This is a genomic window from Chitinophaga hostae (genome assembly GCF_018224885.1).
GTDB classification, from domain to species: domain Bacteria; phylum Bacteroidota; class Bacteroidia; order Chitinophagales; family Chitinophagaceae; genus Chitinophaga; species Chitinophaga hostae.
Map to the genome: position 1 here is coordinate 192,561 of NZ_JAGTXB010000011.1, position 16,626 is coordinate 209,186.

Annotated in this window: 17 protein-coding genes; 9 read left to right on the forward strand and 8 right to left on the reverse strand. The window is 46.4% G+C overall.

Features of this window, described 5'->3' with window-relative positions; all coding sequences use genetic code 11:
* Positions 1–3: 3 nt before the first annotated feature.
* The 3 genes from KE626_RS21805 to KE626_RS21815 all read right to left on the reverse strand — a co-directional run bounded on the left by KE626_RS21805 (position 4) and on the right by KE626_RS21815 (position 1,708).
* Positions 4–255, reverse strand: a complete 252-nt coding sequence (locus KE626_RS21805) for a hypothetical protein (RefSeq protein ID WP_211975107.1) — start codon at positions 253–255, stop codon at positions 4–6.
* Positions 256–449: 194 nt separating this feature from the next.
* The gene (locus KE626_RS21810) at positions 450–1,382 is read right to left on the reverse strand and encodes a TlpA family protein disulfide reductase (protein WP_211975109.1); all 933 of its coding nucleotides are present in this window, start codon (positions 1,380–1,382) and stop codon (positions 450–452) included.
* 62 nt (positions 1,383–1,444) lie between these two features.
* Entirely contained in the window at positions 1,445–1,708 is a 264-nt protein-coding gene (locus tag KE626_RS21815; protein WP_211975110.1) for a hypothetical protein, read from the reverse strand.
* Positions 1,709–2,178: 470 nt separating this feature from the next.
* Here KE626_RS21815 and KE626_RS21820 point away from each other — a divergent pair, with 470 nt between their 5' ends.
* Positions 2,179–3,135 (forward strand): ligand-gated ion channel, encoded by a 957-nt coding sequence (locus KE626_RS21820; protein WP_211975111.1) that lies wholly within the window; start codon positions 2,179–2,181, stop codon positions 3,133–3,135.
* A 19-nt stretch (positions 3,136–3,154) separates the two neighbouring features.
* Here KE626_RS21820 and KE626_RS21825 read toward each other — a convergent pair whose 3' ends face one another.
* Positions 3,155–3,796, reverse strand: a complete 642-nt coding sequence (locus KE626_RS21825) for a hypothetical protein (protein WP_211975112.1) — start codon at positions 3,794–3,796, stop codon at positions 3,155–3,157.
* 219 nt (positions 3,797–4,015) lie between these two features.
* Positions 4,016–4,927, reverse strand: coding sequence for a sterol desaturase family protein (locus tag KE626_RS21830; protein ID WP_211975113.1), 912 nt, complete (start codon positions 4,925–4,927; stop codon positions 4,016–4,018).
* Between the two features lie 184 nt (positions 4,928–5,111).
* Here KE626_RS21830 and KE626_RS21835 point away from each other — a divergent pair, with 184 nt between their 5' ends.
* From KE626_RS21835 to KE626_RS21865, 7 genes are all read left to right on the forward strand, one after another.
* Positions 5,112–6,173, forward strand: a complete 1,062-nt coding sequence (locus tag KE626_RS21835; protein WP_211975114.1) for a tellurite resistance/C4-dicarboxylate transporter family protein — start codon at positions 5,112–5,114, stop codon at positions 6,171–6,173.
* Positions 6,174–6,212: 39 nt separating this feature from the next.
* A complete protein-coding gene (locus KE626_RS21840; protein WP_211975115.1) occupies positions 6,213–7,274 on the forward strand; it encodes a hypothetical protein in 1,062 nt (353 codons plus the stop codon).
* A 38-nt stretch (positions 7,275–7,312) separates the two neighbouring features.
* Positions 7,313–9,526: a molybdopterin oxidoreductase family protein gene (locus KE626_RS21845; protein WP_211975116.1), complete on the forward strand. Its 2,214-nt coding sequence runs from the start codon at positions 7,313–7,315 to the stop codon at positions 9,524–9,526.
* 24 nt (positions 9,527–9,550) lie between these two features.
* Positions 9,551–10,120, forward strand: coding sequence for a 4Fe-4S dicluster domain-containing protein (locus KE626_RS21850; protein ID WP_211975117.1), 570 nt, complete (start codon positions 9,551–9,553; stop codon positions 10,118–10,120).
* A gap of 10 nt (positions 10,121–10,130) precedes the next feature.
* A complete protein-coding gene (locus KE626_RS21855; protein ID WP_211975118.1) occupies positions 10,131–10,646 on the forward strand; it encodes a Rieske (2Fe-2S) protein in 516 nt (171 codons plus the stop codon).
* A 25-nt stretch (positions 10,647–10,671) separates the two neighbouring features.
* Entirely contained in the window at positions 10,672–10,917 is a 246-nt protein-coding gene (locus KE626_RS21860) for a DUF6755 family protein (protein ID WP_211975119.1), read from the forward strand.
* A 362-nt stretch (positions 10,918–11,279) separates the two neighbouring features.
* Positions 11,280–12,032: a ferritin-like domain-containing protein gene (locus tag KE626_RS21865; RefSeq protein ID WP_211975120.1), complete on the forward strand. Its 753-nt coding sequence runs from the start codon at positions 11,280–11,282 to the stop codon at positions 12,030–12,032.
* A gap of 13 nt (positions 12,033–12,045) precedes the next feature.
* Here the strand turns inward: KE626_RS21865 and KE626_RS21870 are convergent, their stop codons facing one another.
* Positions 12,046–12,732, reverse strand: a complete 687-nt coding sequence (locus KE626_RS21870) for a GNAT family N-acetyltransferase (protein ID WP_211975121.1) — start codon at positions 12,730–12,732, stop codon at positions 12,046–12,048.
* Positions 12,733–12,799: 67 nt separating this feature from the next.
* Positions 12,800–15,076 (reverse strand): ATP-binding cassette domain-containing protein, encoded by a 2,277-nt coding sequence (locus KE626_RS21875; protein ID WP_211975122.1) that lies wholly within the window; start codon positions 15,074–15,076, stop codon positions 12,800–12,802.
* A 66-nt stretch (positions 15,077–15,142) separates the two neighbouring features.
* On the opposite strand from KE626_RS21875, the gene KE626_RS21880 reads away from it, so the two are divergent.
* Positions 15,143–15,574, forward strand: a complete 432-nt coding sequence (locus tag KE626_RS21880; RefSeq protein ID WP_211975123.1) for a MarR family winged helix-turn-helix transcriptional regulator — start codon at positions 15,143–15,145, stop codon at positions 15,572–15,574.
* A 177-nt stretch (positions 15,575–15,751) separates the two neighbouring features.
* Here the strand turns inward: KE626_RS21880 and KE626_RS21885 are convergent, their stop codons facing one another.
* Positions 15,752–16,579, reverse strand: coding sequence for a 3-keto-disaccharide hydrolase (locus tag KE626_RS21885; RefSeq protein ID WP_249207628.1), 828 nt, complete (start codon positions 16,577–16,579; stop codon positions 15,752–15,754).
* Positions 16,580–16,626 lie beyond the last annotated feature (47 nt).

The following is a 16,626-nucleotide window of genomic DNA, read 5'->3' on the forward strand; positions in this document are numbered from 1 at the left end:
AATCTAGTTCAGGTCCGAACAGTGTATTTTATAATCTGGTGCAAACGCATAGCATTTTCCGGAATAAACTGTGCCGCTATAAGTAAAGCAGCATTTAGTTCCTTCCGCCTGACCTTTACACACTTCAAATTTGTCGCCCTTACAGTCGCCCCCGCTACCAGATCCATCAACTCCACCGAATACTTTCTTGAGTTGTTCACGGGACAATAGTTCCGTGACGCCAAGTTCCAACGCTTTCAATTTAAGTTTTTTCATTAATTGAAATTTAGGTTGTTAATAAAATAGTATAGGCTTTGAGTATAGGCCGCCTATGCCTGTTAATGACATTCGTTAACGGGCGTGCACCGTTATTTACAAGTCATTAATTCATTTATATTGTTTTATTATTTATTTGTGCAGATAGAAAATTTTCCAGGTCGTGAATATTATGGTTTTCGGAATAATACAGGCTAAATATCCCTTGCTTTCCTAATCTGCTCGATTCGTTCAATTAACTGTCTTGCATTATAAACGTCGATCAGCACATCACCGTTTTTATCAACAACAATATACTGCGGCACTCCTGTGAAGTTCAGCTGCTTAGCCAGCGGGGAGTTGAAGTTGCCCTCTACCAACCAGGAAACAGCGCCAAGGGATTGCAATGATTTGTTTGCCTTCCATTTATCAGGATCCCTGTCGAGAGAAAAATGGTAGATTTGAATGCCGGAGGAAACCCAATTTTCCGCTGCATGATGGATCTCGATATCATTAAATCTGCATGGTTTGCACCACGACCCACCAAACACCAGCACTTTTACCCGGGATTCCCGGATCAACGCTGCCAGCTTTTGGGTGCTCCCGCTTTCTGATCTGATTACAGTCGCTTCCAGTAGCCGGCGAATATTTTTACCTTCGTTCGCACTAATTCCACGCAGGATGCCAGCAATTTTCTGACCATTAGGATTTTTTCGCAACGCTGGCGGGTATAGGCTGAGAAGATGTTCCATCCTGGCCTTACCCGGATATGGGGATATCCGCGCAGCGAATGCGAATGCACCTATACTCGCTGCATTTTTTTCTCCTCGTAACAGATGTTTGTACATTAGTACGGCAAAATTATCTGTGGAACTGTATTGAAGGCTATCATATAAAAACTGTGCGTCCTTCTCCTCTTTGTGTTTCCCATACCAATCCCGTAGCTGCTTCTGCTTCCTGGCATCTGCCTGCAAAAGCGCTTTTACAGATGGAAAAACCAGGGTGGTGTCCCAGGCGCCGTTTTCAGGCAAAGTATCCTGAACAGGATCAGAAATTCGCTGAATGGAGATAAATGATGCATAGCTTGGAGCAAATGTAATCGAGCCCCAAATAGAAATTGCTAAAAACAGGAAAAGCAAGCGATTCATCTTGACTGGTTTAATAGAGGAGCGACCGTCGCCGCCCGCTCCAGAATGCTAATAAAAATTGATTAATTCATAATGCAGCCTTTACAATCGATTATGGGTCTTGCATACAAATCTTCATTGCAATTAGGATAAACACGCTCACAGAGAGTGGACGGACTTGTAGTGTAATAACAGCTGCTCATCGTACTACCGCAATAACAAGCCAGGCAACTGCCATTACCGCTTCCGGCGCCGCTACCATCACCGCCATACAGTGTTTTTAACTGCTCTCTTGAGAGCACTTCCACGTTGGAAAGTTGTTGAAGACTTAATCTTAGCTTCTTCATGTTTTAAATTTGAGGTTTGAAATGAAAAAGACTTTATCGTTTTCTGAAACACGATAAATAATTCGCCCTTTTCCGGGCCATAGTATATTATGGCTAATACCCTCTACCATTACTCGAGTTAAATAGAGAAATAATATCTTGCACCGGTCATTTTATAAATGACACAGGGTTTTTAATTCGAGCCGATTTACGTCAAATCAAAACTATATTGGTGGATTCGTTCAAAGAAAGCCATAGGGTTAAAGTTTAGATAAAAAATAATTGGTTATGAGGGTGAAAAATTGGGTTGACTATCAGGAAATGTCGTAGTTATTTATACAATAATAGCAACAAGGCCCCTATTCAACTACTGCTATTTTGATTTATTCTACCGTTATTTTAGCCCACAAACCGGGTTAGCTGGCATTAGAAGTGTATCTTTATCATGAAGGTATAAAGACTGATCTCTCATCTCTCTAAAAAACAAATAAATGAAAAAAGCAACACCGCTTTTAATATGCTTCATTTTATCTGTTACCACTTCACTGGCCAGGCAAACGCCGCCTGATACCGTTAAAACTGGTATCTACATCACCAGCATTCATGATATTGATTTCAAGCAAAGCGAGTATACCGTCAACCTCTGGTTGTGGCTCAGGTATAATAACAAGAAATTTGATTTTGCTCAAAACCTGGAAATCCCCCAGGCTAAGTCATTTACCAAATCCTTTTCTACTATTGATTCCAGCAATGGCAGTATTTACCTGCTGATGAAGCTGCAATGTGTGATGAAGGATTCGTGGAAGATCAACAACTTTCCTTTTGACCGGCAACGGCTGCGGTTTTCCATAGAAAATTCACAATTCGATTCCAAATCCATGGTATTTGCCACTGACACGCTGGGTAAACATTTTGATCCGCGGTTTACACTGAGAGGCTGGAATATTGACAGTTTCAAAATGTCGACCAACATCAAAGCCTATGAAACGGCTTTCGGCGACAGCAGCATACCAACCCCGCATACCGAATACAGCGCCTTTACTGTAAGAATGGGGATCAGCAGGGATGCGGGTCAGTTATTCTGGAAGATGTTCCTGGGCATGTATGTGTCGTTCCTGATTGCGTATACCTGTTTTTATATCCATCCGGATAATATTGATTCACGGTTTGGACTGGGCGTAGGCTCACTGTTTGCCGCCATTGGTAACAAATATATTATTGATTCCTCTTTACCCGACTCTACTACTTTTACGCTGGTAGATACTTTACACGGCATTACCCTGTTTTTTATTTTTGCGGTGATTACCTCTTCGGCTTTATCGCTGAAGCTGATCAAGGCAAATAAGTTGCAGCAGGCGCACAGGATGGACCTGGTGCTGGCCCAGGTAGTATTACTGCTGTATGTGGCGCTGAATGTGTATTTTATTACAAAGGCGAGTAACGGTTAGCAGGCAGCGCAGTGAGGTATTAAAATCTTTCCAGTAATTCTTCAAAATTAATTTGCTCCGTAGTCATATGCACCGGGCCGCCATGCTTTTTTAAATAGTTCCACTTTGCGCCGGCATCTATCACCGCCGGTACAATCCTTTCACTCAAAGCATTTACGGGCCTGCCTGTCAGCGAAGCAAAGTCATCTTTATAAATTTCAAAATGAAGACAGGGGAACCGCTTTTTCAGCCGATAGTCATGGTCCCACAAATAAAGCACGGCATCAGCTTCGTATTCAACCAGCAACAAATCACCTTCATCTTCATATTCACAGGCGAGCGCTATACGTCGTGCATGGATCACCGTTACCTCCACTTCGTTGGTGAGCAAAAAATGATTCACCTGTGACAGCCGTTTTTTTGCCTGTTGTTTTTTTCTATATGATTCATAAGGCGTCATCACCACAAATAGAAAACATCCTATAGCTATGGTACCAAAAACAACCGTTACAATGGGCACCCTGATCAGGTTGATCATGTAGATGAATATCATGCCTGTAAGTAATACCGGGATAAACTGGTACAGTTGAAATCCGGGCGCTTTCTTTTTAAGCAGTTTCGTTTTCAGCTTGTTTAACAAACGTATTTCATCGGGATAAAGCGATCTGCTGATGTGTTTCATTGGATATCACAAGTTATACGGATAAATAGTTACCGGGTATATGGGTTATTTTAAAAGTGTGCTGAAAAGATAATAAATTTTTGGGGAAGAAATATATTTCGGGAGATAACATACGGCAGTAGCCATTTTTTTATTCCGGTAATGACAGCCGGTTGCAGCGTACGGAGACTAACGCTGCGTATCAGCAGGCAGGAGGCGATTCCCTCCTGCCGTTCTTCATCAGCTTTTCAGACAGGCTGCGCTTTCCTCTTCCGCCAGCTGGCGCTGCAGGTCTTTGCTGGTTTGTGATTGGCCGTCGTGGCTCCATCCCGGTGCATAAAAGAGGTATTTCAGCTTGTCGGATAGCGCGTCTGTTTTCTTCATATCCTGCGACAGGGCCACGAACTCATGAAAGATGATGTTCACCGGTCCCCGGTTTTCCAGTTCTTTTACCAGGCCGTATTTTACCTTATCTTCTGCCAGCTCTTCCTGGAAGGTGCCAAACAAACGGTCCCAGATGATAAGCAACATGCCCATATTTTTATCGAGGTAGCGGAAATTGCTGGCATGATGTACCCGGTGATGGGAAGGGGTTACAAAGATATATTCTATCACCGGGTGCAGCTTTCCAATGGTTTGTGTATGTACCAGGTTACCATAGATCTGGGTGATGTAATAGGCAAACAATATATCGATGGCGCTAAAGCCCAGCAGGCTTAGCGGCACAAAAAAGAACAGGCGGTACATCGGTTCAAATACGCTGGAACGGAAACCGGTGGTCAGGTTAAAATGTTCGGATGAATGATGTGTAACATGTACTGCCCAGAACAGGCGGATATAATGACCGGTGGCATGGAGCAGCCAGTACAGGAAATCCTGCAGCAATATCAGTACGGTCCAGTAAAGGAAAACGTTGGATATAAAATGGATGCTGTAGTGACGGTAGCAATAGTCCAGCAACAGGAAGGTGCCTGACTTCATTACCACATTCACGAGGAAATTTACGCTCATCAGGTAAATGGTGGTCAGGGTGTCTTTTGAATCGTAGTACTTTTTATCGTGCCTGTAGCTGAAATACGACTCGACGGTGCTTAAAATAATGATAGCGCTGAATAAATAAAAAATTGCCGAACTTAAAGTTGTTTCTGTCATAGGTAAATACTTTTCCCAAAAAGGGAATGCTCCCGGTTTCCGTAATAAGACGATTCCCGGCAAATAAACCCCTATAGTACTACTAAAAAATATTCCTTGCAAGTTATCCTTTCGTGCGGAGAGGAAGGAAGTATGAATTCCCTTATTTTTACAGGAAGAAAGATTGTTCATAAAAACCCTGTTCATGCCTCAAGCGCCTCTTGCAAAACCTGGTCAGCCTGTTACTACCACGTCCCTGGAAAGCTTCTTCCCCGGCTATTTTGCGCTGGTAATGGCTACCGGTATCGTATCTATCGGCTTATTCCTTTGGAAATATGTATGGCTGGCGGAATTGTTCCTGGTACTAAATGTTATTTTTTACCTGCTGCTCTGGGTGATCCTTATCCTCCGTATTATCCGGTACCCTGCAGTGGTATGGAACGATCTTCATCATTCAGCCCGTGGCGTTACCTTTCTTACGCTGGTGGCAGGCAATAATGTGCTGGGCAGCGAGGTGGCTATTATTACCGGGAGAATGGACATTGCGCTGGTGCTATGGATAACGGGTTTTGTGCTTTGGGCGTTGTTGTTATATACTTTTTTCCTGGTGAATATCCTAAAGGAGCCCAAGCCATCGCTGGAGCAGAGTATTAACGGCGCCTGGCTGCTGATAGTAGTAGCCACGGAATCCGTGGCAGTACTGGGTGCTATTATTGCCAACAGCAGTCCGCTTCATTGGTTGATCGCCTTTATTTCTTTATGTGCGTATATGATCGGCGGCATGTTTTATTTTGTGCTCATCGGTCTGATCCTTTATCGTTGGTTGTTTTTCAGTATGAAAGCTGAAACCCTCACGCCCCCTTACTGGATCAATATGGGCGCTGTAGCCATTATTACGCTGGCAGGGTCGCGGCTGGTCATGTATGCCAACGGCCACGAAACGCTGAGTCACTGGGCGGGTTTTGTGCAGGCGTTCACCATGTTTTTCTGGGCATTTGCCAGCTGGTGGATTCCTTTGCTGTTCCTCATGTTTGCCTACCGGCACTTCATTGCGCGGGTACCGCTCAAATATGATCCGCAGTACTGGTCGATGGTATTTCCATTGGGCATGTACGGCGTGTGTACGTTCACGTATGCTTCCATTACGGGGTTCACTTTCATTAAACCGATTTCGGCTTTATTTGTTATATTAGCTTTAACTACATGGGTAATCGTATTTATTGGTTTATTTATTGACCTGTTTTCAGCGGGCAGGAAAAAAGGATAACATCATTGCTGTATTTCGGATAACCATAAACCTGTTTCAATGCATTCTCTCAATAGAAAAGCAGCCCTGATTGCAATCATTGTTACCCTTGGCTGTGTGGTCATTTCTTTTTATGGGTCCAGGAAACTGCAGAACTTCGACCCGGCACTCATCGCTTACCTGTTCGGTACCCTGTTTGCATTGTTTGGCGGCATTTACCGTTATTGTGTGTGGTTGCAGCGTCCGCCCACCTGGATGTATTTTACGCGCACCTGGCAAATGGTTTTCACCGGGAATTTCTTTGTACACGCCTGGTTCATGCTGGGCGATGCTGTTCGCAACCTGTTACTGCAGCGCTTCATTTACCCGAGAGGCAACAAAAGATGGCTGGCCCACTTCCTGCTGGCATGGGGTTGCCTGGCGGCTTTTGCCATCACCATCCCGCTCACGCTGGGATGGATCAACTTTACGCTGGATCCCGCCACCGCATTAGATCCGGGGGCTACTAAACTATACAACGCCAATTTCTTCGGGTTTAAAGTAATGGATTTTAAACTTGGTTCAGTGATGGCATTTCTCATCTTTCACGCCCTCACCTGGTGTTCCTGGGCGGTGATTGCCGGTGCCGTTATTTTTCTTGTGAGAAGACTAACCAATGCGGGGCTTATTGCATCACAAACTTTTGAAGGCGACCTTCTTCCCCTTATACTGCTGATCATTATTTCGGTAACGGGACTGGGACTTAACTTCAGCTACGCGTTTATGAAAGGGATCGCTTACGATTTTATGTCAGTTACGCATGCCATTGCCGTTATTCTCTTCCTCGTATGGATTCCCTTCGGCAAATTTTTCCATATCATCCAACGACCAGCGCAAATAGGCGCGCATATATACAAACTGGAAGGCAAAAAAAGAGGTATGGCGGTTTGTCCGCATACCCACCAGGAGTTCACCACCCAGCTGCATGTAGACGATCTGAAAACCGTGACCAAACAGGTGGGCTTCGACTTTACGCTGGAAGATGGCAGCTCGCACCTGGACTATAGCCCCGAGGGCAAACGTTCTCTGCTTGCTATGGCCCATCTGAAAGCCCGCCAGGAAAGCGGATCTTTTTTTGGCTAATCACCGGCAATGACGCCTTACACTAAAATACGACCAGCATGGCAAGACTACCCGCATCACCAGAGAAAATCATTGCCAGTTATGGCCCTCATCTCAACTATGCACCAAGGGAGGGTTATCCCGGCAGAGATGAACCGGATGACAGCGTGAAAACGCATTGCTGCTTCTGTGGTATGCAATGTGGTATACAGTTGCTGGTAAAAAACAATAAAGTAGTTGGCTTTGAACCCTGGATGGAATTTCCGTTTAACCAGGGCCGCCTTTGCCCCAAAGGCGTAGAGCGGTATATGCAGGACAATCATCCCGATCGGCTGATGGAGCCACTGCAACGGGTCGAGGGCGAGGGTTTTAAACCTATCGGCTGGGACGCGGCGCTCGACAAGGTAACGTCAGAGATTAAACGAATACAGACTGCCTATGGTCCAAACGCCTTTTCTATTTTATCCGGTGTATCGCTGACCAACGAAAAGAGTTACCTCATGGGTAAATTTGCCCGCGTAGCCGTAAAAACTGCTAACCTGGACTACAATGGCAGGTTGTGTATGGTGAGTGCAGGAGCAGGCAATAAAAAAGCATTTGGACTGGACCGCACCTCCAACAACTACACCGACCTGGAACATGCGGAAGTCATTATTGTTACCGGCGCCAACGTCAGCGAAACCTTTCCTACCCTCACCTACTGGCTCTGGCGTGCCAGGGACAACGGTGCCAAACTCATTGTTGTTGACCCAAGGGTGATACCACTGGCCAGAACCGCCGATATTCATCTTCCCGTAAAACCAGGTACCGATTCCGCGCTGTATGGCGCCATGCTGAAATACCTGGCGGATCACGATATGCTGGATCATGATTTCATTGATCATCATACTACCGGTTTCGATGCCACCATTGCCGCTGTACAGGATTATACGCTGGAATGGGCCGAAGCAGTAACCGGTATTGAAAAAGAGAAAATACAACAAGCAGCAGAGCTCTGGGGCAGGGCAAAAACCAGCTTCCTGTTACATGCCCGCGGCATAGAACACCATTCCAAAGGTGTGGAAAATGTACTGGGCTGTATTAACCTGGTACTGGCTACAGGCCGTATTGGCAGACCCTATTGCGGCTACGGAACCATTACCGGCCAGGGCAACGGACAGGGTGGCCGTGAACATGGGCATAAATGTGACCAGCTACCTGGTAACCGCGATATCACCAACCCGGCCGACCGCCAGTACATTGCGGGCGTTTGGGGCATCCCCGAACCAGAGTTGCCGGGAAAAGGACTCACCGCCTGGGAACTGATAGAGGCCATACATCGCGGGGAAGTGAAAGGATTGCTTTCTATCTGCTTTAACCCCCTGGTATCGCTGCCTAACAACAACTATGTGAGGGAAGCCCTCGAAAAACTGGAATTCTATGTGTGCATCGATTTCTTTTTAAGCGAAACCGCCCGTCATGCCGATATTGTGCTGGCCGGTTCCCTGCATGAAGAAGAAGAAGGCACCGTTACCACGGCAGAAGGCCGCGTAGTTCGTATACGCAGGGCCGTTACCCCGCCAGGCAACGCCCGCGCAGACACAGATATTATACAGGCGCTGGCAGCAAGACTCGGTGCAGGAGACAAGTTTAACTTCGCCGATTCAGAAGCCATCTTCAACGAACTACGTATAGCCTCTAAAGGTGGTACGGCAGATTACTACGGCATCACCTATAAAAAGATAGAAGATAATATGGGGATCTTCTGGCCCTGTCCTTCAGAAGATCATCCGGGCACTCCCCGCTTATGGGAAGATAAAAAATTTGCGACAGCCGACGGGAAAGCACATTTTAACCCGGTACAATTCCGGGAACCCTCAGAGGTAACAGACGCTGAATACCCCGTGGTATTGACTACCGGCCGCGTAGTATCGCAGTACCTCAGCGGCACACAAACGCGCAGGATTGGCAAGCTGGTAGACCAGATACCGGAACCGTTACTGGAAATACATCCGGAACTGGCGCAACGATATAATATCCGGCAACGGGAAACCGTGCGGGTAACCACCCGCAGAGGGACTGCTGATTTCCCCGCCAACATTGTGGAAACAATCCGGAAAGATACCGTATTCATTCCCTATCACTGGCCCGGCAGGAAATCGGCCAACCAGCTCACCATCGGCACGCTTGACCCGGTATCAAAAATTCCTGAATTCAAAGTATGCGCCTGCCGCCTGGAGCCATTGGGCGTATTTACCAAACCCGGTGAAATACCGGCATTTGGCAGTATCTGATTTATTTCACTACAATTGACCAACATGGAAATAACCTCCTATAAAACAGAGATGGAATTTTTCGTAGACATGCAGCGCTGCATCGGCTGTAAAGCCTGTGAAATGGCTTGCGCCGAATGCGAAACCAATGGCCACGAAAGTATGATCCATGTAAATTATGTGGAGCGCGCCGTTACCATCCAAACAACTGTGCAGGTGTGCATGCATTGTGATGACCCGGTTTGTGCAAAAGTATGCCCCGCCGACGCCATCTCTAAAGATGGTTTCGGCGTAGTACACAGTGCGAACACCGCCCGTTGTATTGGTTGTTCCAACTGCGTGATGGCCTGCCCTTTCGGCGTACCTATCAAAGAAGAAAAGTATGACATGATGATGAAGTGCAACATGTGTTACGACAGAACCAGCGCAGGTAAAAAACCAATGTGCGCCACCGTATGCCCCAGCCAGGCGCTGTTCTATGGCACCAGGGAGGAAATAAGCCGGATGCGGCCCAACAGTACACCGGTGAATTCATTTGTCTTCGGTGAACAGGTGGTCAACACCAAGGTGAATATCATGATGCCCAAAGGAAGTACCCAACTGAAAGTTCATTAAACCGGAATATATGCCTGATCAAACAACAAAAGAGCCTAACTGGAAACAGGATTTCCCGATCGAAAGAACGGAATCTACCAAAGTAAGCCGTCGCGATTTCGCCAGGTTTCTATGCCTGGTATCCGGCGGACTAGCAGTAGGCAGTGGATATGTGGCCGTTAAAGCCAACTTCTTTCCGGATGAACCGGTCAAAGGAGAACATTTTGTTTGCAAAGCCGACAGCGTTCCTACCGGTGGCACCCGTTCATTCGTTATCGACGGCAGTACCATCCCCTATATTCTTATTCGCCTGGAAAACGGTAACTGGAGAGCTTATGAGCAGAAATGCACACATCTTTCCTGTGCCGTATATTATAAACCGGGAAGCGGGCAAATTGTATGCCCCTGCCATGAAGGCTTCTTCGACGCCATGACGGGCGACGTACTCGCCGGCCCCCCACCAAGACCACTGCCCGCACTGGAAGTTGTGCTAAAAGGAAACGACGTATATGTGAAAGCGGCCAGCCACAACACAACATCCATTTAAGTAGTCATCCCGCAAAATATTTGCTATGAGCAATTTCAAAGACGCCCAGAACAAAGCACATCCAAATAAAACAAATACGTTGATGTCAGCGCTGATCGTTATCCTCATTTTAAATGTAGGCATACAGATATGGCTGCTGTATACGGGACTCAACAATGCGCTCGGCGAAAACAAGGATATTGCTTTACCGGCATTTATCGCCTCCCTGGTACTGTTCCTGATAGGCTTTTTCTGGTTATATTTTTTACCAATGGGGTATCGGAAGAAGTGATGTTTCTTATCCTGATCTGCCTGGCGGATTACCAGGGCTTCACATCCGGTAACCGGAAGAAATCGAATTGTTCAGCGATGATATATGCGTCATCCAGAAAAAGTATTCTCAGTGGCCTTGCGCCACTGCAATGTTTCTCCCCATCCCCGTAACCCGGCATATGTTCACCAACAATTGATTAGGTAGCGCCACCACTCTCCCCCCTTCCCTAAAATTTTCTTCTTCATAAAAAAATTCGCAGATTAAATAATTATCATTTACTTTGTATTACAAAGTACTTTTTATTGCAGAAAAACATACAGAAAAGAATAAATTTCTGTACCAATATCCTCATGCCTTTATCAAAATTAAAAACACGCATCATGAACCCAAGTAAAAAATGGATCGGACACTTCACCCTGAACGCGCTGCAGCAACGGGTTGACTGGCAAATATCACCGGCGTTGTCTGACTTCGAAAGAAAAACCATTCTCCGCTCCCTGCAAGCCTGGCAGCTTGGCGAAACCTCCGATGGCGCTCACCTCATCCGTGCAGCCAAAAAGTATGCTGCACAAAATGATGATCCCGACTACGTAGCAGCTGTGGAACTTTTTATTAAAGAAGAACAAAAGCACGGGAATAATTTAGGCAGATACCTTGACGCTATTGGTGAGCAAAAAATACAACAGGACTGGGGCGATACCCTGTTCAGAAAAGTACGCTATTTCAATACTAATATGGAAATCTGGACAGTAGCCGTGATTGTGGTGGAAAGCGCAGCGCAGATCTTTTATCAATCACTAAAAGATGCTACCTGTTGCACACTTTTAAAACAGATCTGCACGGATATACTGATCGATGAAGCCGATCATATCAGGTTTCAACAGGAAAGACTATCCATTATTTTTCACAGCAAAGGACCTAACAGCAAGATCATCTGTAACCACATTTACCAGGCCTTCTTTTTATTTACTACCTGCCTCGTATGGCTGGGGCACAAGGCCGTGTTTAAAGCGGGCGGTAATACTTTCCATAGCTTTATGCGAAAGATGAAATATAAGTATGTAAAAATATTTCACCGGTCCCTGCAGGTCAATGGCAGCAATAATGCATTGGCATTATTCCATCACAACTAAGAACAGGACGGCTTCATTGCTTGCGCACGCGTCTGAAACTAATTGTTCTCCGTTGCTCAAACCCCATATGGTCATATATCCGGATGGCGCGTTCATTGGCAAGAGATACATGCAGGTAAGAAATAATGCCCGCATCCGCCTGTTGCCGGCAGAGACGATTGATGAGCCGTTGCGCATAACCCCGGCCGGCATAATCTTTATGGGTACAAATAGCGCTTAGCTCCGTGAAACCGGTGAGCCGCATCCGCTCTCCTGCCATAGCCACCAGCTTGCCTTCCAGCCGTATACCATAATAGGTGCCCAGCAAACGGGTATCCCTGTTGTAATAGCCGGGTTGTAAACTATTGATGAGGTCATACATTTCCGTGGCATCTGCTTCACCAAGCAATGAAACAGTTATCCCTTCTTCATCCATCATAGGGGGCATACTGCTGCGCAGCACCATTTGAGCGCAAGGCAGTTCGTGCTCCAGCACCCAGCCTTGTGGCAAGGCAGGCAAATCGCCAATGATATAAAAGGTTTCACCGGGGAGGATCCAGGCATCCAGTGCGGCCAGGTGGTCAGCCTGCGGATCATCGCAGGCTATAAATGGAACTATTCCGGGCTGGTATCTTTTTGCATGGTCGGTGCCGATTGCAAAAGATGCCTGTTCACTGGTCAATGCACCCCAGGCAGGGTTATCCAACATGATTTCCTTCATGCAGCTAATTTATGTTTTTTCATAAAATCAACCCGCTTTTTTTGATAAAAAAATGTTGATGGCAGTACTAACTGTGATGGATATACTTTTTTAAAAATGTGCCCGTCAGCGATGAAGGTTCGTTGAGTATAGCCGCAGGTGTCCCCTCAAAAACAACCGTTCCCCCTTCCCGTCCGGCGCCAGGTCCCATGTCAATGACCCAGTCAGCCTGCCCGATTACATCGAGGTTGTGTTCAATCACAATAACGGTACTGCCATTGTCTACCAGTTTGTTCAGCAACACAATCAGGTTGCCTACATCGGATAAATGCAGCCCTGTAGTAGGCTCATCCAGCACATAAATATTACCTGTACGTTCGAGCTCCGTGGCCAGTTTAATACGCTGCCTTTCACCGCCGGATAAAGAATCCAATGGTTGTCCGAGTGAAAGATAACTGAGCCCTGTTTCCTGCAAACGCTGCAATACTGCCAATATCTCCTCTTCCCCGGAAAAAAATCCGATGGCTTCCGTTACATTTAATTGTAATACCTCATCAATACTCTTTCCCCTGAATTTATACCCGAGTACCTCCGGGGTAAACCTGCGGCCATGGCATACCTCGCAGGTGGTAACAACATCATCCATAAAGGCCAGATCAAGTGAGGTAACGCCCAACCCTTTACAGGCAGGACAGGCACCTTCTGAATTAAAACTAAACAGTCCGGCACTCACTTTATTACTCCTGGAAAACAGGTGGCGGATGATATCGGAGATACCGGTGTACGTAGCGGGGTTTGACCTGATAGAACCGCCCAATGCACCCTGGTCGATACAAATGGTATCCGGATACAAACGCGGCACCATCCCGTTAATCAGGCTGCTCTTCCCCGATCCCGCCACGCCTGTTACCACGGTAAGCACACCTTTGGGGATATTAACGCTCACGTTTTTCAGGTTATGCAGTTTTGCGTGGCGGATAGCAAGACTATCATTCCATTGCCTTACCGCCTGTTTTACCGGGGCAGGTTTCCGGAGATATTTACCGGTGAGCGTACCCGACCGCAGCAATCCCTTTACCGATCCCTGGAACACAATTTCCCCTCCATACTTGCCGGCGCCGGGCCCCATGTCAATGATATGATCTGCTTCGAGGATCACATCCGGGTCATGCTCCACTACCAGCACCGTATTGCCTTTATCACGCAGCCGCTGCATCAGCACATTGAGCTGATGCACATCCCGGGCATGTAAACCGCTGCTGGGCTCATCAAATATATACAACATGTCGCTCAGGCTGCTCCCGAGATGACGTACCATTTTTACCCGCTGTGATTCCCCTCCCGACAAAGTAGACGTTTCCCGGTTAAGACTAAGATACCCCAACCCTATTTCTACCAGGTGGGTGAGTCGTTCTGTAATAGCCGCGACCATCGTAACCGCCTGCGGTTCTTTTATCCGGGCAATCTCCCTGACAAGATCAGTTACCTGCAGTGCAGCATACCCGGCAATGTTCTCCCCGTGAATCTTTGAACTGCGTATCCGCGCATTTAACCTGGCGCCATGGCATTCCGGGCAAGGACCTTTTGTGACCACCTTTTTTAGTGCAGGCTGCAGCGACTTTTTATTCTCCTCTGCTTCTTTTCCTAAAAATCGTTTCTTAAAACGGGGAATAACCCCTTCATATTTCGCAGAAGGCCACCAGCCCGCCTTCGGATGATCCGGCTTTATTTCTTCCTGGTATAACAATAGCTCCCATTCTCTTCTCGTATAGTGCGCCAGTTTCTTGTTGTTATCGAAATAACCTGATAACACAAACCGCTTCCATAATGCCGTACCCGGTTCAAATGATGGAAACAGGATCGCACCTTCATTCAGTGATTTACTACGATCAAAAAGTTTTTCTTCATCCACCGCGGTAACGGTACCCAGGCCGTCACAAACAGGACACATCCCTTCGGGGTGATTAAATGAAAACACGTTGGAATAGCCCACAAATGGCTTTCCTATACGTGAAAATAACAGCCGTAACAAAGAATAAATATCTGTGATGGTGCCTACTGTAGAACGCGCATTGCCCCGGATCTGTTTCTGGTCCACAATAATAGCCGGGCTCAGGTTTTCCATCAGATCAGCGTCGGGCTGGCCATAATGTGGCAACCTGTGCCTGATAAAGCTGCTGAAGGTTTCATTGAGCTGCCGCTGCGCCTCTGCTGCAATCGTGTCAAACACCAGGGATGATTTCCCTGAACCGGACACTCCGGTAAGTACGGTGATCTGCTGTTTCGGAATGCTGACGTCGATATTCTTCAGGTTATTTTCCCGGGCACCTTTAATGATGATGAGGTCGTTTTTACCTGTATTCATACGCTGCAGAAAAATTAAATGGTTAACAATGTTAATGATTAACTTAGTTAACAAATAGCAATTACTATGCCCGCAGATACTACCGGACAATTTGAGGAAGCGTATACAAATCTTCAATGCCTGATCATTGCACAGGTAAACAAATTCAGCACGGAGAAATTAACAGCCACCCAATACCTGGTACTCGATTACATCATCCGTAGTGGAGAAACCGCCACAGGTCAGCTGGCAAAACAATTCAGAATTTCCGCACCGGCCATTTCCCGTCAAATAAAAAAGTTGATGACTGACGGACTGATCATACAAAAAAGAGATGAAACAGACCGGCGTATCTACTTCAATGCGGTTACACCTAAAGCTGTGAAATTGGTGAGCCAGGCAAAAAAATTAAGAAAAACGATGTCATTGCAAATCCGGCATTTACTCTCGGAAAGCGATCGCAAAACATTTATAAGGATCTGCAACCGTATTACAAACAATATTCATCTGGACGAATAAACGTTATTGATGAAGGACCAACCACCAAATAAAGATAGTTTTATAGCCGATCTAATGATGAAAGCGACTTCCCCTGAAAAGGAAGTCGCTTTATTTTACAGTCTTATTCAACGCTAAATCCCGGCGCATATATAACGGTATCGGACGTACGCTCAGGTGCACCGGTATCAAGTGTCCTTATTTTTTAGCTGCAGCCGGCGCCAGGTTCAGTATTTGTATGTTCCTGAAATCAACTGGCTGTCCTTCGCTTTGCAGCGCGATAAACCCTTCCGATAACAGCTTGCCATCCACTTTTACAGCAGGGTCATAGTTATTTACCACGCCGCCACCGATCTGTGGTTTGGAATACTGTAATACGGTATCCCCGTTAATGATATGCGTTATCAGCGAGTCGCCCAGCACAATCAATTCTCCCCTTACCCATTGTTCCCCATCATAGGTTTTGGAAGAAGATTCAATACAGTGCTGCGGATCCAGTTTCCCTTTGTACACCACGTTGGTACCCGGAGAGCACATATTACCTGTAGGCCTGGCATTACCATCGCCTAAGCCGGCCAGCAGCTGCATTTCTATAGAAATAGGCCAGTCCTGCTCCTTGGGCATTGTACGCGGGTCCTGGGAATGAAACATCACACCGCTGTTCAACAACGTATATTCGGGAGCGGTAGTACACCATTTCCCTACAAACCGGTATTCGAACTTCAGATGATAGTGCGAAAAAGGCTGTTTATAATACAGGTGGCCAAACTGTTCGTTAAAGTTACCATACTGATCGTACCGCACTTTAATGATGCTATCTTCCACCCGGAAGGTATTTCCAAAATTATCACCCACTTCATGGTGATGAATTTTCACGATCCAGTCTTTAATGTCCTTGCCATTAAACAGCGACACCCATTCCGGTTTCTTATCCCCGGCGGGCAGTTTGGCAGTATGGGAACAGGAAATACAGCCGGCAACCAGTGCTGGCATCAGCATCAAACGTGAAAAAAAGTGCTTCGTCATATAAATACGGAGTTATGGATACAAATGAGCGTACAAAATACCTTTTT